The organism is Nocardioides alkalitolerans DSM 16699 (genome assembly GCF_000426525.1).
GTDB classification, from domain to species: Bacteria; Actinomycetota; Actinomycetes; order Propionibacteriales; family Nocardioidaceae; genus Nocardioides; species Nocardioides alkalitolerans.
The window spans coordinates 1,351,932-1,370,417 of the sequence record NZ_KE384533.1 but is presented as its reverse complement, the minus strand read 5'-3'; the positions used below and the strand labels follow the sequence as shown (position 1 = coordinate 1,370,417).

The following is an 18,486-nucleotide window of genomic DNA, read 5'->3' as shown; positions in this document are numbered from 1 at the left end:
CGGCGCCGCTCAACCGTGCAGACACGACAACTCGGCGCCGCTCAACCGTGCAGACCCGACAACTCGGCGCGTCTCAGCCGTGCAGACCCGACAACTCGGCGACGCCCCGGCGGTGGCACCCCACGAGGTGCGTGTCGACGAGGCCCGTGGCCTCCATGAGGGCGTGCATGGTGGTGGGTCCGACGAAGGTAAAACCCCGCTTCTTCAGGGCCTTGCTGAGCGCCAGCGACTCGGGCGAGGTCGCCGGCACCTCGTCGAGGGTGCGAGGGGCGGGTCCGACCTCGGGCGCGTACGACGCCAGGAACGCCGCGAACCCGTCCTCGCCGTCGGCGTCACGCATCGCCAGCACGGCCCGCGCGTTGACGAGGGTGGCGTCGATCTTGGCGCGGTTGCGCACGATCCGGGCGTCGGCCATCAGCGCGACGCGCTCGCTCTCGCCGTACGCGGCGACGGCCTCGGCCTCGAAGCCCGCGAAGACCTCCCGGAAGGCCGGTCGCTTCGCGAGGATCGTGGCCCACGACAGCCCCGACTGGAAGGCCTCGAGGGTGAGGCGCTCGAAGTACGCCGTCTCCCCCGCCACCCCGCCGACGCGCACGGGCACGCCCCACTCGGTGTCGTGGTAGTCCCGCATCTCGCCCGGGCGGGCGGCCCAGACGCACCGCGGGACGCCGTCCTCACCGACGACGGCGTCCCCCAGGTCCCCCAGGTCGGAGCGGTCGACGGCCCCGCTCACCGCCGCTCCTTCAGCCTCGCGTTCGGCATCTCGGGCGCCGGGATCGGGGGCAGGTGGTCGCCGACGACCACGCCGAAGCGGCCGTCGGCCACGTCCTGCGAGTCGCCCACCACCGCGTCGCCGCCGGCCGTCACCTGCGCCTGCCACTCGGCGCGGTAGGCCACGACCTCCTCGTGGGTGCGGCCCACGAAGTTCCACCACATGACGATCGCCTCGCCGAACGGCGGCCCGCCGAGCAGCAGCAGGCGCGCGCCCTCGTCGTACGTCGTGAGCTCCAGGGCCGTTGCGCCGGGGGCGACGTAGGCCAGCTCGCTCCACCCCGCCCGCTCGCCCGCCCCGCCGACCGGACCCACCGAGACGGCACCACGGTCCACGAGCACCCCGTGCTCGAAGGTGCCGTCGACCGGGATCCGCACCGTCGCGCCCGGCTCCAGCAGCAGCTCGGCACCGAGGAGCGGCGTGAACGTGTCGACCGGGGAGGTCGAGCCGAGCAGCGACCCGACGAACACCCGGGCCTCGAGGCCGGGCGCCCCGTCCACCCCGTCGACCCGCACCGCCGTCGGCACGTGGTGGGCGAACGCGGGCGCGGTGTGACGGTCGGCGTCGGGCAGCGCCACCCACAGCTGGGCCCCGTGCAGCTCGGTCGTGCCCGGCGTCGACACCTCCGAGTGGCTGATGCCGCGCCCGCCGGTCATGAGGTTCACCTCGCCGGGCCGCACCATCGCGTGCGTGCCCACCGAGTCGCGGTGCTCGATCTCGCCGGTGAAGAGCCACGACACCGTCTGCAGCCCGGTGTGCGGGTGCGGCGCGACCGACATGCCGCCCGACTCGGCGACCTGGTCGGGCCCGTAGTGGTCGACGAAGCACCAGGCCCCGATCAGCGAGCGCGAGCGCTGCGGCAGCGTGCGTCGTACGCGCATCGCCCGCGGTCCGCCCAGCGGGACCTCGCGCGGGGGCAGGATCTCGACGGTGCCGACCTGCTCGTCGCCGCTGCGGCACTCGACCTCGTCGGGCCGGGTCTCGAGGTTGCTCATGCGCCCATCCTCCCGGGCGCGTCAACGCGCAGGTGACACCCCGGGTCCACCGCGGTCTCGCCGCCCGTTCACCCCGTCCGGGCACTGTCACGACCTGTGCGCATCGCTCAGCTCGCCAACTTCATCGGCCCGGCCTCGGGCGGGATGAAGACGGCCGTCCAGGCCCTCGCGGAGGGGTACGTCGAGGCCGGCGTCCAGCGTCTGCTGGTCGTGCCCGGCCCCACCGACGCCCGCTTCTCGACCGAGCTCGGCGACGTCGTGCAGCTGCGCGCCCCGCGGGTCGGCGCCAGCTACCGCCTCATCGTGGAGCCGTGGCGGGTCATCGACGCGCTCGAACGGTTCGGTCCGACGGCCATCGAGATCAACGACAAGTCCACCCTGCTGCCGGTGACGCGCTGGGCGCGGCGCACCGGCGTCGGCTCGGTGCTGTTCTCCCACGAGCGCCTCGACCACATGCTGTCGATGCGCATGCGGCTCGACAGCAGCGTGAAGACGACGATCGGTCTCTACAACAAGGTGCTGGTGCGTCAGTTCGACACCATCGTGGTGACCTCGGGCTTCGCGCGCGCCGAGTTCCGGCTGGCGGCCGCCGCGGCGGGCTGCCCGCTGGCCCGGATCCCGCTCGGGGTCGACCTGGCGACGTTCCGCCCGCAGCCCCGCCCCGCCGCGGCGTTCGACACCCCCGTCAGCGCGGACCGCCCGCTGCGCCTCGTGCACGTCGGCCGGCTCTCGCGGGAGAAGTCGCCCCACCTCGCGGTCGCCACCGCGGTCGAGCTGCACCGTCGCGGCGCGCCGGTGCACCTCGACGTGTACGGCGACGGGCCCCACGCCGCCGAGCTGCGGGCGATCGCCGGACGCGCCCCCGTCACCTTCCACGGCCACGTCGCGGACCGCCACGAGCTGGCCGCCCGCATCGCCGCCGCCGACGTGGCGCTCTCGGTGTGCCCGGGCGAGACGTTCGGACTCGCCGTGCTCGAGGCGCTGGCCTGCGGCACTCCGGTCGTCACGGCCTCCACGGGCGGCGCGCGCGAGCTGGTCGACGAGGCGTCCGGCGCCTGGGCCCCGCCGCGCCCGACCGCGCTCGCCGAGGCCGTCGAGGCCGTCGCCGCGCGACCCGAGCAGCTGCGCCGCGCCGCCGCCCGCCGCCGCGCCGAGCAGTTCCCGTGGTCGGCCTGCGTCGACCGGATGCTCGAGGTGCACGAGCGCATCGGCGGCACCACCCGCCGTCGCCTCGCGGCCTGAGACGGGCCGTGAGCGACGTGCCCGCCGGGCGCTAGCCTCGATCGGATGAGCGCCGTACCGCCCTTCCTCGCCGGACTCCTCACCTCCACCGCCGCCCTCGCCGAGGGTGCCGACGTCGCCGCGCTGCTGGCCGCGGAGCCCGCCGCCGACGGCCTCGTCGGCAGCGTCGCCGTGCTGGACCGCGACCTCCCACGGGCGCGGGCCGGCGCCGTACCGCTCACGGTCGTGCTGTCCGGCGGCGCCGCCCAGCTGAACGGCCCGCTCGGGCTGGCCTCCCGCGTCGGCCTGCCGCTCGCCGGCGTGCGCACGACGCTGCGCGACGTGGACGACCTGGCGGGCAACGTACGGCGCGTGGTCGCCGCCGTCGACCAGGTCAGGGCCTCCGGTCTGCTGCCGCTCGGGGACGACGACGAGGAGATCCCGGTGACGGTCGTGCTGCCGTCGTTCGGGGCGAGCCCCTACGCGATCGAGGCGGCGCTCGACGAGGCCGCGGCCGCCGAGCTGCGCGCGGGCCTGCCGGGCGGGGACGCCCGCACGCTGCCCGCACTGATGGACGCGGCGCTCGACCGGGAGGTGCCGTTCGAGGTCGTCGGGGCCGGCACCCCGGACCCCGTCGCCACCCTCGCCGCCGCCCGCGCCTGCCTCGACGGCGAGCCGGACGAGGCGGCCCGCCTGCTGGCCGGCGACGCGGCGGCCGCGCTCGCGTCGTACGACGCGGAGACCCTGGCCCGCACGCGCCGCTGGTGCACGCGCGTGGACGTCGCCGACGTGGCGGCCCTGGCGCCGATCGGCTGAGCCTGGGTGGACGGGGGCGGCGGGTGGGTGGGCGGGTGCCGGGCCGGTGGGTGCGGACTCACACCGTCACTTTCCGCGGGCCTCAGCCCGCACCCACCCGAGCCACCCCCGGGTGCGGACTCACACCGTCACTCTCCGCGGGCCTCAGTCCGCAACCACCCGAGCCACCCGAGCCACCCGACGCCCCGGCCTCAGCGCGGCGCGGCCGCCAGCTCGTCGCCGACGCCGCAGGCGGGCTCGACCGGCCCGCCCGGTGCGCCCTCCCCGCCCGGCTCCGCGCTCCGCGCCCCGGACCGCTCCGCCCCGAGCCCCGCCGCGACCACCAGCACGAGCCCGACCACGGCCGCCGGTCCGGGCACCTGGCCGAGCACGACGAGCCCGATCACCAGCGCGATGGCGGGCTCGAGACACATGAGGGTGCCGAAGGCGGCCGCGGTCAGCCGCCGCAGCGCGACCATCTCCAGCGCGAACGGCACGACGGGCAGCAGCACGGCGAGCGCGACACCGAGGAGCACGACCTCCCAGGTCAGCGACCCCATCGCCTGGCTGCCCGGCAGCGCGAGCACGACCCCGGTGGCGACCAGGCCGGCCACCGGCATCGAGACGGCGAGGCCCTGCACGCCCGCGACCTCGTCGCCGACCCGCTGCGTCAGCACGATGTAGCCCGCCCAGCACACGGCCGCCCCGAGCGCCGCGGCCACGCCGACGAGGTCGACCCCGCCGTGCCACGGCTCGGTCAGGAGCAGCACGCCGACGGCGGCCAGCGCGGGCCACAGCAGCCGGGCGACGGTGCCCCGCCCCCGGAGCACCGCGACCGAGAGCGGCCCGAGGAACTCGAGCGCGCTCGCCGTGCCCATCGGCAGCCGCGAGACCGCCACCATGAAGAGCATCGTGATCCCCGCGGTCACGACGCCCAGCGCGACGCAGGTGCGGAACGCGCGCCCGGACATCGACCCCCGGCGTGGTCGCAGCACCACGAGCACGATGAGTCCCGCCCACACGAGCCGCAGCCACGCGGCCCCGTCGGCGCCGACGCGCTCGGCGAGACCGACCGAGACGGCGATGCCGAGCTGGACGCAGAGCATGGCGGCGAGGGCGAGCGAGGCGCCGGTGCGTGCGGGGGTCATGCGGACAGTAGACGGGGCGGCGACCGTCCGCGTCCACGTGAGAATCATGGACATTCCGTTCACGATCACCGGACAATGCCGTCATGGACGTCCGTCGCCTCGAGCTGCTCCTCGCGCTCTCCCGCCTCGGCTCGATGCGCGAGGTGGCCGACGAGCTCGGCACGACGACGTCGACGGTCTCGCAGCAGCTGGCCGCGCTGGCGCGCGAGGCCGGTACGGCGCTCCTGGAGCCCGACGGCCGTCGCGTGCGGCTCACCCCCGCCGGCGAACGCCTCGCCGACCACGCCGTGACGATCCTCGCGGCCGTGGAGTCGGCGCGGGCCGACCTCGACCCGTCCGCCGAGCCGGCCGGCAACCTGCGCGTCGGCGGGTTCGCGACCGCCGTACGTCGCAGCCTGCTGCCCGCACTGCGGACGCTGGCCGCGGACCACCCGCGGGTCCGGCTGCTGGTGAGCGAGTTCGAGCCGGCCGAGGCCCACGCGCTGCTGCTCGCCGACGACCTCGACCTGGCGCTCACCTACGACTACGACCTGGCGCCGATGACGCTCGACCGGGCGCTCGTGGCGCGACCGCTGTGGTCGGCGCCGTGGGCGCTGGGGGTGCCGGGCACGGCGACCGACGGGGCGGAGGCGGTCGCGGGCGGCGGCACCGCGGCCGAGGTCGTCGCGCGCGTCGCCGACGCCCCGTGGATCGTGAACTCCCGCGGCACCGCCGACGAGGACGTCGTGCGCATGCTGGCTGCGACGGCCGGCTTCGTCCCCGACATCACCCATCGCGCCGACAGCCTCGACCTCGTGCAGGAGCTCGTCGCCACCGGTCTCGGCGTCGCCCTGCTGCCGGCCGACCAGCCGGTGCGCCCCGGCGTGCGCCTGCTCCCGCTGCGCTCCCCCGGCGTCGCGCTGCGGGCGTACGCCGTCACCCGCGCCGGGCGGGCCGACTGGCCCCCGCTGGCCCTGCTGCTGCGGACCCTGGCGGGGCAGGCGGAGGCGGCGGCGGACCCGACCGGACCCGGGTGACGCCCTACGGCACGAGGATCGCGCGGCCGCGCACCGTGCCGGCGTCGAGGTCGGCGACGGCGGTGGCGAAGTCGTCGAGCGCGTATTTCTGGGTGTGCAGCTTCACGTCGCCCCGGGCCGCGAGCACCATCAGCTCGGTGAGGTCGTTGTAGGACCCCACGAGGTTGCCGATGAAGTTGATCTCGGCGCTGATGATGTCGATGGTCGGCACGTCGAGGTTCTCGCCGTACCCGACCACGTGGTAGTCGCCCGCCTGCTGCAGCATCTGCACGCCCTCGGCCGTCGACCCGCCCTCGCCGACGAAGTCGACGACCACCTCGGCGCCGCGGCCGCCGGTCAGCTCGAGCACCTCCGCGACCTGGCCGCCCTCGGCGACGACACCGTGGTCGGCGCCGATCGAGAGGGCCAGCTTCACGGCGTCGGGGTTGCGGTCGACGACCACGATCTCCGCGGCCGACATGGCCCGCAGCGCCTGGATGCCGATGTGGCCCAGCCCGCCGGCGCCGATGAGCACGGCCCGGTGGCCGGGACGCAGGCGCCGCGCCGCCTTGGCGACCGCGTGGTACGCCGTCAGCCCGGCGTCGGCGAGCGCGGCGACGTCGGCCGGCTCGAGCGAGTCGTCGATCTTCACGACGCTGCGGGCCGACGTGCGGAGGTACTCGGCGTACCCGCCGTTCGTGTCGATGCCGGGGAACTCGTTGTTCTGGCAGTGCACGTCGTCGCCCGAGCGGCAGGCACGGCACAGCCCGCAGGTGATGAGGGGGTGCACGATCACCTTGTCGCCCTCGGCGACGTTGGTGACGGCCGAGCCGACGGCGTGCACCCAGCCCGCGTTCTCGTGCCCGATCGTGTAGGGCAGCTGCACCTGGGACTTCTGGGCCCACTGGCCCTCGAGGATGTGCAGGTCGGTGCGGCACACGCCGGCGCCGCCGATCTTGACGACGACGTCGAACGGGCCGGCGGGCTCCGGCACCGGGACCTCGGTCATCTCGAGGGCCTGGTGGTAGCCGACCACCTGGACGGCTCGCATGGTCTGGCTCATGCCACGTGCTCCTTCTGTACGGCGCGCGCGGGCGCCACGTCGGTGAGGGGGATGAAGGCGCGGTCGGGGTCGGCGGCCGCGCGCGGGGTCTGGTCGGTCTCGGAGTCCGGGTAGCGCGTGCGCAGCAGCCCCCGGCAGAAGTGGGCGTTGCCGTCGACCGAGATCCGGGTCGAGCGGGCGCGCCGCAGGGCCATCGGCACCTCGTCGGGCGCGTAGCCGACCCCGTCGGCGTCGACGAGCACGGGCGCCTGCGGGTGGTTGCCGAGCCCGACCGCCGTCCGGCGCCGCAGCAGCGACGCCCGCAGCTCGTCGTCCGGCAGGTCGCCCAGCACGACCCCGCCCACGGCCGCCTCCGGCAGCGACCGGTCGGCGCGGAGCAGGGCGGTGAGGCACCGCTCCATCGCCGCGGTGTGGGCCTTGCGCCGGAAGGTCGCGCGCAGCTCCTCGAGGTCCTCCTCGGCCTCGTGCCCGAAGGTGCCCCGGTAGCCGGCGTCGGCCGCCAGGCCCGCGTTGATGATCGCGGAGTCGTGGTGGTCGTCGAGGGCGACGACCACGCGTCGTACGCCCGGCAGCGTGGTGAGCGCGTCCTTGCTGTCGGAGGCCATCAGGTAGGCGAAGTTCGGCGAGCAGAACGAGGTCGGCAGGCGCAGGTGGACGTCCACGAGCACCCCGTCTCCCCCACCCGGCTCCACCGTCACCGAGCGCACGAAGCCGAGGTCGGTGATGGGCTCGTCGAGCTCGGGGTCGATGACGACGTCGAGCGCACGTCGTACGTCGGCCTCGGTCACCCCGCCCACCTCGAGCGGGTCGCGGGTCAGCGTGGTCATCACGCCACCGCCGTGGCCTCGACGGGCGCGTCCGTGCCGGCGGGCACGACCTGGAGCTCCTCGGGCACGGGGATGTCGTACATCGCCGCGGCGTTGAGGCCGAGGATCTTCTTGCGCTGCTCGGTGGTGATCGGGGCGTACTCGCCCTGCATGTCCTCGGGGATCTGGAAGTCGACGAAGGTCTCGACCAGCCACTTCGGGGTCCACAGGCCGTAGTCGGAGGAGAACTGGATGCGGTTCTCGTCGAGCCAGTAGAGGAGCTCGCCGATGATCTGCGCGAAGTAGCGCGGGCGGGTGTGCATGAACGGGATCGCGACCGCAAGGCCGGCGTGCACGTTGGGCTCCTGGGTGGCGATCCAGCAGAAGTCCTCCAGACGCGGCAGGCCGCAGTGCTCGACGACGAAGTTGAGGTCGGTGTAGTCGGTGGCGACCTTGTCGACGTCCGCGACGTCGAAGGCGTCGCGGTCGAGGGGGCGGATCGTGGGGCCCTTGTGGATGTGGACGTTCTTGATGCCGAGCGCGAGGCACTCCTCGAGGTACTTCCGGCACCACGGGTCGTCGAGCTTGTAGCCGCGCGAGTCGCCGTGCCACTCGGCGGTGTAGAGCTTGACGCCCTTGAGGCCGAAGCGCTCGTGGTCGAGCCGCAGGCGGTCGAGGCCGGCCTCGCCGTCGCGGGGGTCGAAGCGGTGGTTCATGGTCAGCTTGTCGGGGTGGGCCTGGGTGAGCGCCCAGGTCTCCTCGGTCTGCGCGAACCCGGTGGTGTAGAACTCGCCGAGGTGCGCCGGCTGGAAGATCGCGTGGTCGACGTACCCGACCTCGAACAGGTCGTGCATGAGGCGCTCGCCGCCGTAGTAGAGGTACTCCTCGTAGGGCCACACCTCGCTCTCCGGCGAGAGGTTGCGGTGGTAGTCGTAGAAGCAGTCGATGAACTGCTTGCCGTGGATGTTCCGCTGGTTCTCCGGTCGCGCGTCCCACAGGGCCACGTGGGCGTCCACGATGAAGTAGCTCTCGCCGTTCTTGGTGTACATGGAGGTCTCCGTCCCGCCGTGACGTGGGTCACGGCCTCGAGGACGACGGTAGGAACGCGGACCCCCTCGACGGGGGCCGCGCCCGTCTCAATTTGAGACGGCGACCCCACGCCCGTCGCCGAGCGCGCTTGTAACGTGGCTCACATGGACGGACAGGTGCCCGAACGGGCGCTCCGGTACGCCGCGGAGCAGCGCGGCCAGGCCGACGGAGGCCCCGCCGTGTCGCCGCGGGTGCTCGCGTCGTGGCAGCGCAGCGAGGACTACGGCGTCTCGGTCGACACCGTCGAGCCGGTCTTCAGCGGCACCGTGCACGACGACTCGCTCTTCCTGCGCTGCGGTCACGAGGTGCTCTCCGGTCTCTCCGAGACCCTCGTCGACGAGCCGCTCAGCCTCATGCTCACCGATGCCGACGGCCTCGTGCTCAACCGCTTCTCGGGCGACCACGCCCTGCTCCGGGCGCTCGACAAGGTCCACCTGGCGCCGGGCTTCGGCTACTCCGAGCGGGAGGCCGGCACCAACGGGCTCGGGCTCGCGCTGGCCGACCGGGTGCCGACGCTCGTGCACGCCGACCAGCACTACAGCGCCAGCCTCTGCGGCTACACGTGCGCCGCCGTGCCGGTGCTCGACCCCCGCACCGGACGCCTCGAGGGCTCGGTCAACCTCACCACCTGGTCCCGCTCCTCCACCCACCTCCTGCTCGCCCTCGCCCAGTCGGCGGCCGGCACCACGCAGGCCCTGATGGCGGCCCGCGCGGGCGGTCCCGGCGGGCTCGCGGGGGCGTCGGGGCGTCGTACGACGCGGGGCGCGCGCGGCCAGGTCTTCCGCGTCGAGGCACCCCGACCCGCCGAGGGCGGCGCGATGTGGTCGCTCGGCCCCGCGTGGAGCCAGGCCCTGGCGCAGGCCGAGCGCGCGGTCGGCGAGGGCCGCGTCGTCGCCGCGGTGGGCGAGGGCGGCACGGGTCGCTCCACCCTGCTCGCGCTGGCCCGGCGTCGTACGTCGCCCCGCGACCGCATCCTCTCCGCCACCGCTCCCGAGCCCGCCGACGTCGACGCCTGGCTGTCGTTGTGGACCCCCGAGCTGGGCAAGCCCGGCACAGCGGTGGTGATCGGCGACGTCGACACGCTGCCGCAGGGCGCCGCCCGTCGCCTGCGCGGCATCATCGACGCGGCCCGCACCACCACCGACGGCCCGGTCTGGACGGTCACCGCGGAGCGGCTCGAGGACGTGCCGTCGGAGCTGTCGGACCTCGTCGAGACCGTCGTGCACGTGCCGTCGCTGCGCGACCGGCCCGACGACGTGCTGCCGCTCGCGGAGTGCGCCGCCCGCCGGGCCCGCGGTCGCGACATCCCCCTCACCCCGGCCGCCGAGCGCGCCCTGCGCGCCGCCGACTGGCCGGGCAACGTGCGGCAGCTCGAGCGGGTGGTGCGTCAGGCCGCGCTGCAGACCGACCTCATCGACCTCCACCACCTGCCGCCCGAGGTCGTCGCCGGCAGCGGGCGCCACCTCAGCCGCATCGAGCTCGTCGAGCGCGACGAGATCGTGCGCGCGGTGCACCGTCCCGGCGCCTCGGTGACGAGCGCGGCGGAGGACCTCGGCATCAGCCGCGCCACCCTCTACCGCCGGCTCGCGCACTTCCGGATCCCCACCCCTGGGGCATCCTGACCGAGCACCCGATCCATCCCATCCACCACCGCAGGAGGACAGCAGCATGATCTTCATCGTCGCCCGGTTCCGCGTGAAGCCCGAGCACGCCGACGACTGGATCTCGATCTCGAGGTCGTTCACGGAGGCCACCCGCGCCGAGCCCGGCAACCACTGGTTCGACTGGTCGCGCAGCGTCGACGACCCGCAGGAGTACGTGCTGCTCGAGGCCTTCGCCGACGACGACGCGGCCGGCGCCCACGTCAACGGCGCCCACTTCAAGCAGGCCCAGGCCGAGCTGCCGCCGTACCTCGTGGAGACCCCGCGCATCGTCAACACCAACGTCGACGGCTGGTCGGAGCTCGGGGAGCTCGCGGTCGAGTAGGTCAGGTCCGGCGCACGACCGGCGGCGTCGCCAGCCAGTCGTGGGCCACGATCCGCTCCACCCGGGCCCGCGACCGTCGCGTCAGCAGCAGCACGGCCACGAGCCCGGTGGCGATCATGCTGCCCATGACGATCGCCAGGTAGGCGCCGTGCAGCGACGAGTCGAGCGGGGCCACGACCCCCGTGACGACCGACGCGGCCACGAACCCGACGGCACCCACCCGGTGCAGCCGCAGCGCCGCGAGGAACGGGGCGGGCCAGAGGAAGTACCAGAGGTGCACCACCGGGCTCAGCACCACGAGCACGCCCATGACGGCGGCCGTCGCCGCCACGGCCCGCTCCCGGTTGCCGGTCGGCCAGCGCAGCGCGACCCAGGCCGCGAACCCGAGCGCGGCGACGTTGCCGAGCAGGCGCACGAGCGCGAGGAACGTGGCGTCCGCCGTGCCGAGGCCCACCGTCTGCGCGACGTCGTCGACCACGCCCCCGACGATCGTCGTGAGCGACAGCGGGGTGTTCACGCTGCCGGGCACGGCGAGCGCCGCCACCCACCCGAACCCGACCCCCCACGCGACACCCAGCGTGACGAGGGTGCCGAGCGAGGCCACCGCGACGGCCGCGAGGCGCCGTACGCGCACCGCCAGCGACGCCGCGACCGGCAGCGTCACGAGGGCGACGGCGATGCACACGAGCCCCCCGGGCGCCTTGACCGCCGCCGCCAGCCCGCCGAGCACCGCCCCGGCCAGCCACCCGCGCTCGGCGGCCACCACGAGCGCGGCTGCCATCAGGCCCACCATCAGCAGGTCGTTGTGGAGGCCGGCGACCCCGTTGGCCATCATCAGCGGCGACGCGACGGTCAGCGCGGTCGCGAGCGCGGGGTTCACGCCGGCCCAGGACGCCATCCGCGGCACGGCCCACGCGAGCAGCGCGAGCCCGACCAGCGCGGCCAGGCGGTGCACCACGACGAGCACCCACGGGTTGCCCGTCAGCCCGGCGGCGACGTCGCCGATCGCCAGGGGCAGGGGCCCGTACGGCGTGATCGTCTCCATCCAGCGCGGGTCGACCGCCTCGACGACCGGCCCCACGAGCACGCTCGGGCCGTGGTCGTACGGCGACGCGTCCAGGTGGGTGAGCATGCCCTGGGCGGCGTAGGACCAGCCGTCGCGGGAGAACAGCGGCGGCGCCAGCACCAGCGGCGCGCACCACAGCAGGGTGGCCCAGCGGACCAGGTCGACCGCCTCGGCGTCGCCCTCGCGGGCCACCGCGCGGCACAGCGACAGCCAGGCCGCGCCGAGCAGCCCCAGCCCGGCCATGACGACGGCGAGCCCGAGCATGCGACCCGCCATGGTGCCGCGCAGCAGCTCGAGGAGGTCGGCGCGCAGCAGGGGCGTCGACGCGGGGAGGGTCGACACGACGAGGCCCCCGAGCAGGACGAGGACCGAGCCCGTCACACCACGTGTCAGCACCCGCGGAACGTAGAGCCGCCCGACCACCGACGCCCGACGCGGGCCCGACCGTCCGGTGAACAGTCGTCCCCGGAGAGCGCGGGCACCCCGTGGTAGACCGGTGGCCGTGACCACCACGGACCCCACCACCGGCCCCGCGACCGGCCCCACCACCGGACCCACGACCGACGCCCCCGCCGTCCTCGACGACCTGCTCGCCTCGCGCTGGAGCTGCCGCGCGTTCCGTCCCGACCCGGTGCCGGAGGCGACGATCGACGAGATCCTCCTCGCCGCGGGCCGCTCCCCCTCGTGGTGCAACACCCAGCCCTGGCACGCCCACCTCGTGACGGGCGCGGCCACCGACCGGCTGCGCGCGGCCATGGCCGACGGCATCGCCCGCGGCGTCTACGAGCCCGACGTGCCGTTCCCCCCGTCGTACGAGGGCGTCTACCGCGACCGCCGCCGGGTCTCGGGCTGGCAGCTCTACGAGGCGCTCGGCGTCGAGCGCGGCGACCGGGAGGCGTCGGGCCGCGAGATGCTCCGCAACTTCGACCTCTTCGGCGCCCCGCACGCGGTGGTCCTGACGACGACGGCGTCGCTCGGCACGTACGGCGCCCTCGACTGCGGCCTCTTCGTCCAGTCGTTCCTGCTCGCCGCCCAGGCCCGCGGCGTCGCCACCATCGCCCAGGCGGCGCTCGCCGGCCAGGCCCCCGTGCTCCGGGACCTCCTCGACCTCCCCGAGGACCGCCAGGTGCTCGTGGGCATCTCCTTCGGGTACGCCGAGGAGGAGCACCCGAGCGCGTCGTACCGCACCGAGCGCCAGGGCCTCGACGAGCTCGTCACGCGCGTGGAGGTCTAACGGGGGGGCGACGGCTCGCGGCAGTTTCGCCGCTCGAGCGGCGAAACTGGAACCTTGCGCCCTGAATTCACGGCGCAAAGAGGCGGTTTAACCGCTCGAGCGGTGAAACCGCCGCCCCTCGCGCGTTGCCGAAAATTACTTGGACGTCCTACTATCGAGAAGTAGTAGGACGTCCGACTATCTCCGCGATCCCCCGAGGTGCCCCGTGCCCGATGCCCCGCCCGCGCTGCACGTGCCGACGAACCCCGTCCGCCTGGTCACGGCGTCGAGCCTCTTCGACGGCCACGACGCGTCGATCAACATCATGCGGCGGATCTTCCAGGGCCAGGGCTGCGAGGTGATCCACCTCGGCCACAACCGCTCGGTCGCCGAGATCGTCGAGACGGCGATCGAGGAGGACGTGCAGGGCATCGCCGTGTCGTCGTACCAGGGCGGCCACGTCGAGTACTTCGAGTACCTCGTGCAGCTGCTCGCCGAGCGCGGCGCCCAGCACATCCAGGTGGTCGGGGGCGGCGGCGGCGTGATCGTCGCCGACGAGATCACCCGGCTGCGCGGCAGCGGCGTCACCATCTTCTCGCCGGAGGACGGCCAGCGCCTCGGCCTCGCCGGCATGATCAACACGGTCGTCGAGGCCTGCGACACCAACCTCTGGGAGACCCGCGCCGTGGCGGCCGACGAGGTCGTGGCGGGCGACCGCGGCGCGCTGGCCCGGGCCATCACCGGCGCCGAGCTCGGTGCCCTCGACGAGACGACCCTGACGCGGTTGCGCGAGGCGACGACGGGCCGCGTCGTCCCCGTCCTGGGCATCACCGGCACCGGCGGCTCGGGCAAGTCGAGCCTCACCGACGAGCTCGTCCGACGCCTGCGCGTCGACCAGCAGGACAAGCTGCGGGTGGCCGTGATCGCCGTCGACCCGACGCGCCGCAAGGGCGGCGGCGCCCTGCTGGGCGACCGCATCCGCATGAACAGCCTCGACCTCGGCGGCGCCGGGCTGGACCGCGACCGGGTGTTCTTCCGCAGCCTCGCGACGCGCGGCGCCCACGAGCTGCCCGACCACTTGGCCGACGTCATCACCTGCGTCAAGGCGGCCGGCTTCGACCTCGTGGTCGTCGAGACCCCGGGCATCGGGCAGGGCGACGCGGCCGTCGTGCCGTTCGTCGACACGAGCCTCTACGTGATGACGCCCGAGTTCGGCGCCGCGAGCCAGCTCGAGAAGATCGACATGCTCGACTTCGCCGACGCGGTGGCGATCAACAAGTTCGAGCGCCGCGGGGCCGAGGACGCGATGCGCGACGTCGGCCGCCAGCTGGTGCGCAACCGTGAGGCCTTCGGCCAGCAGCCCGACACGATGCCGGTCTTCGGCACCTCGGCCGCCACCTTCGACGACGACGGCGTCACCGCGCTCTACCAGTTCCTGCGCGACCACCTGGTCGAGCACGGCCTGGCCGTCCAGGAGGGCACCCTCGCCCCGGTCGCGGGCAAGCAGTCGACCCGCATCCGGCAGGTGCTGCCCGCCGAGCGCACGCGCTACCTCGCCGAGATCACCCAGACCGTGCGCGACTACCACGCCGAGACCGCCCGCCTGGTCGACGCGGCGCGCCGTACCGACCGGCTCGAGCAGGTGCGCCGCGAGCTCGACGCCGCGGGCGGCGACGCCTCCGCGCTCGACGCGCTGCTCGACGACGCCCGCACCGACCTCCCCCGCGCCCTGGTCGACCAGATCGAGGGCTGGCCGGAGGTCGTCGCGTCGTACTCGGGCGACGAGCAGGTCGTGAGGGTGCGCGACAAGGAGATCGTCACGCAGCTGACGAAGGAGTCGCTGAGCGGCAACAAGATCCCCCGCGTCGCGCTGCCGTCCCACGACGAGGTGGGGGCGCTCGTGCGCTTCTGGCGCAACGAGAACCTCCCGGGCATGTTCCCGTTCACGGCCGGCGTCTTCCCGTTCAAGCGCGACAGCGAGGACCCGGCCCGCATGTTCGCCGGCGAGGGCGACCCGTTCCGCACCAACCGCCGGTTCAAGCTGCTCAGCGAGGACCAGCCGGCGACCCGCCTCTCGACGGCGTTCGACTCGGTGACGCTCTACGGCCGCGACCCCGACGAGCGCCCCGACATCTACGGCAAGGTCGGCACTTCGGGCGTGAGCGTCGCGACGCTCGACGACATGCGGGTGCTGTACGACGGGTTCGACCTGACCTCGCCCACGACGAGCGTCTCGATGACGATCAACGGCCCGGCGCCCACGGTGCTGGCCTTCTTCCTCAACACCGTCATCGACCAGCAGATGGACGCCTTCCGCGAGCGCGAGAGCCGCGAGCCGAGCGGCGAGGAGGCCGCCATGCTGGCCGCCCACGCGGTGGCGAACGTGCGCGGCACGGTGCAGGCCGACATCCTCAAGGAGGACCAGGGCCAGAACACCTGCCTGTTCTCCACCGAGTTCAGCCTGCGGATGATGGGCGACATCCAGCAGTGGTTCATCGAGAACAAGGTGCGCAACTTCTACTCGGTCTCCATCTCCGGCTACCACATCGCCGAGGCCGGGGCGAACCCCATCAGCCAGCTCGCGTTCACGCTGGCGAACGGGTTCACCTACGTCGAGTCCTACCTCGCGCGCGGCATGGACATCGACGACTTCGCGCCCAACCTGTCGTTCTTCTTCTCCAACGGCATGGACCCGGAGTACTCCGTGATCGGCCGCGTCGCCCGCCGCATCTGGGCGGTCGCCATGAAGGAGAAGTACGGCGCCGGCGAGCGCAGCCAGAAGCTGAAGTACCACGTGCAGACCTCCGGCCGGTCGCTGCACGCGCAGGAGATGGACTTCAACGACATCCGCACCACGCTGCAGGCGCTCATCGCGATCTACGACAACGCCAACAGCCTGCACACCAACGCGTACGACGAGGCCGTCACGACGCCGAGCACCGAGTCGGTACGGCGCGCGCTCGCCATCCAGCTCGTCATCAACCGCGAGTGGGGGCTGGCGATGAACGAGAACCCGCTCCAGGGCTCGTTCGTCATCGACCAGCTCACCGACCTGGTCGAGGAGGCCGTGCTCACCGAGTTCGACCGCATCAGCGAGCGCGGCGGCGTGCTCGGCGCGATGGAGACGGGCTACCAGCGCGGCCGGATCCAGGACGAGTCGATGCTCTACGAGCACCGCAAGCACGACGGCTCGCTGCCGATCGTCGGGGTGAACACGTTCCGTCGCAAGGACGCCGACGACGGCACCCCGCAGACGGTCGAGCTGGCCCGGGCGACCGAGACCGAGAAGCAGTCGCAGCTCGACCGGGTCTCGGCGTTCAAGGAGGCCCACCGCGAGGAGGCCACCGAGGCGATCGCCCGGCTCAAGGCCGCGGCGACCTCCGGCGAGAACGTCTTCGCCGTGCTCATGGACGCCGCCCGGGTGTGCACGCTGCAGCAGGTGACCGAGGCGTTCTTCGAGGTGGGCGGGCAGTACCGGCGCAACGTGTGACGGGTCGGCCGGGGCGGCGGTGGAGGCCACTGCCCCGGCCCGTTCCCGCGTCCTGCCGCGCGGGCACCCGGGCCCGTGAGAAAGTCGTGCCCGGCCCGGCGGAGGGCCGCGACGACCGACGGAAGGGGCACGCGTGCGGCGCACCACCGGAGTGATCGCGCTGCTGGCGACCGCCACCCTCCTCGTCGGCTGCAGCAGCGAGCTCCCCGACTTCACCGCCGCCCAGGTGAACGACGCCGTGGCGACCCAGGTGGAGGACACCTCGGGCACCCGGCCCGACCCCGTCGCGTGCCAGGGCCTCGTGCCGGAGGTCGACGAGCGCACGGTCTGCAGCTACCAGCTCGGCGACCGCACCCAGGACGCCGACGTGACCGTCACCGAGGTCGACGGCACCGACGTGCGCTTCACCGTCGACGTCACCCGCACCTACCTCACGGGCACGTCCCTCGCCCCGCTGGTGACCGCGGAGACGGCGGCGGCCGGGGGCTCGGGCACCGTCACCTGCCCCGACGACGTCGACCTCGAGCGGGGCGCGCGCACGTACTGCCAGCAGGCCCGGCCCGACGGCGTGGTCGACCTGGCGGTGACCGTCGCCAGCGGCCCGGAGGACGCCCTCGACCTCACCGTCGAGGTCGACGACCGAGTCGCCTCCGAGGACGGTCGCTGACACCTCGGGGGGTTGAAGCAGAGGCGCCGGGGCACCGTAGGGACTCGTCCACGACCGAGGAGCCTCCATGAAGCGATCCGTCCTGACCTCTGCCGCCACCGCCGCCGCCGCCGCCGGCATCCTGCTGCTCGCCGGGTGCAGCTCCACGGTGGACTCGGACGACGTCGAGCGCAGCGTCTCCGACTCGCTCGAGGAGCAGGTCGGCGTGGCACCCGACGAGGTCGACTGCCCGGACGACCTCGACGCCGAGGAGGGCGCGACGATGACGTGCACGCTCGAGGCCGACGACGTGGAGTACGACGTCGAGGTCGAGGTCACGTCGGTCGACGGCTCCGACGTGGAGTACGACGTCCAGGTCGCCGACCAGCCGAACAACTGATCCCGGAGGCACCATGCCGACCCGCACCCTGCACGACGACCTCGACCGCGCCGTCGCGCTGCCGGCCGAGGCCACGCGGGTCGTCTCGCTGGTGCCGTCGCTGACGGAGGCCCTCGCGTCGGTGCGACGCGGGGCCCTCGTCGGCGCGACGGACTGGTGCACCCACCCCGGCGACCTCGACGTCACCCGCGTGCGTGGCACCAAGAACCCTGACCTCCGCGCGATCACCGCCCTCGCGCCCGACGTGGTCGTGGCCAACAAGGAGGAGAACCGGGAGCTCGACGTCCGGCGCCTCACCGAGGCGGGGGTGACCGTCTGGGTCACCGACATCGTCGACGTGCCGGGGGCCGTGGCCGCGATGGAGCGGATGTTCACGGCGCTGGCCTGGCCGGCCCCGGAGTGGCTCGCCGAGGCCCGCGACGAGTGGTGCGGACCGCTGCCCGCCGCGCGGGGGCGGGTCGCCGTACCGATCTGGCGCGACCCCTGGATGGTGGTCGGCCCGCAGACCTTCACCACCGACCTCCTGCGCCGCTGCGGCTGGGAGAACGTGTACGACGCGGGCACCGGCGCCGGCCCGGGCGCTGGCCCCGACCGCTACCCCCACGTCGAGCTGGACGACCTCGACGCGGCCGGCGCCGACGTGGTGCTGCTGCCCGACGAGCCCTACGTGTTCACGGCCGACGACGGCCCGGAGGCGTTCCGCCGTACCCCCACGCGGCTCGTCAGCGGGCGGCTGCTCACCTGGTACGGGCCCTCGTTGGGCGACGCCCGGACCCACCTCGACCTGACGGTCTGAGGATC

The 18,486-nt window shown here is 74.0% G+C and carries 17 protein-coding genes; 10 read left to right on the top strand and 7 right to left on the bottom strand.

Annotated elements, in window-relative coordinates; all coding sequences use genetic code 11:
• Window positions 1-73: 73 nt before the first annotated feature.
• Both K329_RS0123410 and K329_RS0123405 read right to left on the bottom strand, forming a co-directional pair.
• Window positions 74-733, bottom strand: a complete 660-nt coding sequence (locus K329_RS0123410; RefSeq protein WP_084541548.1) for a DNA-3-methyladenine glycosylase I — start codon at window positions 731-733, stop codon at window positions 74-76.
• Window positions 730-1,767: a pirin family protein gene (locus tag K329_RS0123405; protein WP_028474929.1), complete on the bottom strand. Its 1,038-nt coding sequence runs from the start codon at window positions 1,765-1,767 to the stop codon at window positions 730-732. The genes K329_RS0123410 and K329_RS0123405 overlap by 4 nt, the downstream gene beginning before the upstream one ends.
• Before the next feature lie 96 nt (window positions 1,768-1,863).
• Here K329_RS0123405 and K329_RS29130 point away from each other — a divergent pair, with 96 nt between their 5' ends.
• Together K329_RS29130 and K329_RS0123395 are read left to right on the top strand one after the other, a co-directional pair.
• Complete coding sequence (locus tag K329_RS29130; protein ID WP_052337278.1) at window positions 1,864-3,009, top strand: glycosyltransferase; 1,146 nt, start codon at window positions 1,864-1,866, stop codon at window positions 3,007-3,009.
• Between the two features lie 45 nt (window positions 3,010-3,054).
• Window positions 3,055-3,804 carry a hypothetical protein gene (locus tag K329_RS0123395; protein ID WP_028474928.1) on the top strand — a complete coding sequence of 250 codons (750 nt, stop codon included), beginning with the start codon at window positions 3,055-3,057 and terminating at the stop codon, window positions 3,802-3,804.
• A gap of 191 nt (window positions 3,805-3,995) precedes the next feature.
• Here the strand turns inward: K329_RS0123395 and K329_RS29125 are convergent, their stop codons facing one another.
• A complete protein-coding gene (locus K329_RS29125) occupies window positions 3,996-4,931 on the bottom strand; it encodes an EamA family transporter (RefSeq protein WP_052337277.1) in 936 nt (311 codons plus the stop codon).
• Between the two features lie 83 nt (window positions 4,932-5,014).
• On the opposite strand from K329_RS29125, the gene K329_RS0123385 reads away from it, so the two are divergent.
• Window positions 5,015-5,947: a LysR family transcriptional regulator gene (locus K329_RS0123385; protein ID WP_028474927.1), complete on the top strand. Its 933-nt coding sequence runs from the start codon at window positions 5,015-5,017 to the stop codon at window positions 5,945-5,947.
• Window positions 5,948-5,951: 4 nt separating this feature from the next.
• On the opposite strand, the gene K329_RS0123380 is transcribed toward K329_RS0123385, so the two are convergent.
• From K329_RS0123380 to K329_RS0123370, 3 genes are read right to left on the bottom strand one after another with little or no spacing between them, the layout of a single operon-like run.
• On the bottom strand, window positions 5,952-6,989 hold the full coding sequence (locus K329_RS0123380; RefSeq protein WP_245596670.1) for an NAD(P)-dependent alcohol dehydrogenase: 1,038 nt from the start codon (window positions 6,987-6,989) through the stop codon (window positions 5,952-5,954).
• Window positions 6,986-7,816 (bottom strand): metal-sulfur cluster assembly factor, encoded by an 831-nt coding sequence (locus K329_RS0123375; protein WP_052337276.1) that lies wholly within the window; start codon window positions 7,814-7,816, stop codon window positions 6,986-6,988. The genes K329_RS0123380 and K329_RS0123375 overlap by 4 nt, the downstream gene beginning before the upstream one ends.
• Window positions 7,816-8,844: an amidohydrolase family protein gene (locus tag K329_RS0123370; protein ID WP_028474924.1), complete on the bottom strand. Its 1,029-nt coding sequence runs from the start codon at window positions 8,842-8,844 to the stop codon at window positions 7,816-7,818. The genes K329_RS0123375 and K329_RS0123370 overlap by 1 nt, the downstream gene beginning before the upstream one ends.
• Before the next feature lie 144 nt (window positions 8,845-8,988).
• On the opposite strand from K329_RS0123370, the gene K329_RS0123365 reads away from it, so the two are divergent.
• Window positions 8,989-10,506, top strand: coding sequence for an AAA-type ATPase lid domain-containing protein (locus K329_RS0123365; RefSeq protein WP_084541546.1), 1,518 nt, complete (start codon window positions 8,989-8,991; stop codon window positions 10,504-10,506).
• Between the two features lie 46 nt (window positions 10,507-10,552).
• Window positions 10,553-10,870: a putative quinol monooxygenase gene (locus K329_RS0123360; protein ID WP_028474922.1), complete on the top strand. Its 318-nt coding sequence runs from the start codon at window positions 10,553-10,555 to the stop codon at window positions 10,868-10,870.
• A gap of 1 nt (window position 10,871) precedes the next feature.
• Here K329_RS0123360 and mptB read toward each other — a convergent pair whose 3' ends face one another.
• A complete protein-coding gene (gene mptB / locus K329_RS30060; protein ID WP_157571882.1) occupies window positions 10,872-12,332 on the bottom strand; it encodes a polyprenol phosphomannose-dependent alpha 1,6 mannosyltransferase MptB in 1,461 nt (486 codons plus the stop codon).
• A 106-nt stretch (window positions 12,333-12,438) separates the two neighbouring features.
• Between mptB and K329_RS29115 the strand changes: the two genes are divergently transcribed.
• The 5 genes from K329_RS29115 (at window position 12,439) to K329_RS0123330 (ending at window position 18,481) form a co-directional block, all read left to right on the top strand.
• Window positions 12,439-13,170, top strand: coding sequence for a nitroreductase (locus K329_RS29115; RefSeq protein ID WP_052337351.1), 732 nt, complete (start codon window positions 12,439-12,441; stop codon window positions 13,168-13,170).
• 205 nt (window positions 13,171-13,375) lie between these two features.
• Window positions 13,376-16,639, top strand: coding sequence for a fused isobutyryl-CoA mutase/GTPase IcmF (icmF, locus tag K329_RS0123345; protein ID WP_028474921.1), 3,264 nt, complete (start codon window positions 13,376-13,378; stop codon window positions 16,637-16,639).
• Between the two features lie 133 nt (window positions 16,640-16,772).
• Window positions 16,773-17,306 carry a DUF4333 domain-containing protein gene (locus tag K329_RS0123340; protein ID WP_028474920.1) on the top strand — a complete coding sequence of 178 codons (534 nt, stop codon included), beginning with the start codon at window positions 16,773-16,775 and terminating at the stop codon, window positions 17,304-17,306.
• A gap of 67 nt (window positions 17,307-17,373) precedes the next feature.
• Window positions 17,374-17,685, top strand: coding sequence for a DUF4333 domain-containing protein (locus tag K329_RS0123335; RefSeq protein ID WP_052337274.1), 312 nt, complete (start codon window positions 17,374-17,376; stop codon window positions 17,683-17,685).
• A gap of 13 nt (window positions 17,686-17,698) precedes the next feature.
• On the top strand, window positions 17,699-18,481 hold the full coding sequence (locus K329_RS0123330) for a helical backbone metal receptor (RefSeq protein WP_028474918.1): 783 nt from the start codon (window positions 17,699-17,701) through the stop codon (window positions 18,479-18,481).
• The last annotated feature ends 5 nt before the right edge of the window (window positions 18,482-18,486 follow it).

Coding starts and splice junctions, on each gene's coding strand:
- K329_RS0123405 (WP_028474929.1), bottom strand. CDS start 1,767: ATGAGCAACCTCGAGACCCGGCCCGACGAGGTCGAGTGCCGCAGCGGC.
- K329_RS0123395 (WP_028474928.1), top strand. CDS start 3,055: ATGAGCGCCGTACCGCCCTTCCTCGCCGGACTCCTCACCTCCACCGCC.
- K329_RS29125 (WP_052337277.1), bottom strand. CDS start 4,931: ATGACCCCCGCACGCACCGGCGCCTCGCTCGCCCTCGCCGCCATGCTC.
- K329_RS0123385 (WP_028474927.1), top strand. CDS start 5,015: ATGGACGTCCGTCGCCTCGAGCTGCTCCTCGCGCTCTCCCGCCTCGGC.
- K329_RS0123380 (WP_245596670.1), bottom strand. CDS start 6,989: ATGAGCCAGACCATGCGAGCCGTCCAGGTGGTCGGCTACCACCAGGCC.
- K329_RS0123375 (WP_052337276.1), bottom strand. CDS start 7,816: ATGACCACGCTGACCCGCGACCCGCTCGAGGTGGGCGGGGTGACCGAG.
- K329_RS0123370 (WP_028474924.1), bottom strand. CDS start 8,844: ATGTACACCAAGAACGGCGAGAGCTACTTCATCGTGGACGCCCACGTG.
- K329_RS0123365 (WP_084541546.1), top strand. CDS start 8,989: ATGGACGGACAGGTGCCCGAACGGGCGCTCCGGTACGCCGCGGAGCAG.
- K329_RS0123360 (WP_028474922.1), top strand. CDS start 10,553: ATGATCTTCATCGTCGCCCGGTTCCGCGTGAAGCCCGAGCACGCCGAC.
- K329_RS0123335 (WP_052337274.1), top strand. CDS start 17,374: ATGAAGCGATCCGTCCTGACCTCTGCCGCCACCGCCGCCGCCGCCGCC.
- K329_RS0123330 (WP_028474918.1), top strand. CDS start 17,699: ATGCCGACCCGCACCCTGCACGACGACCTCGACCGCGCCGTCGCGCTG.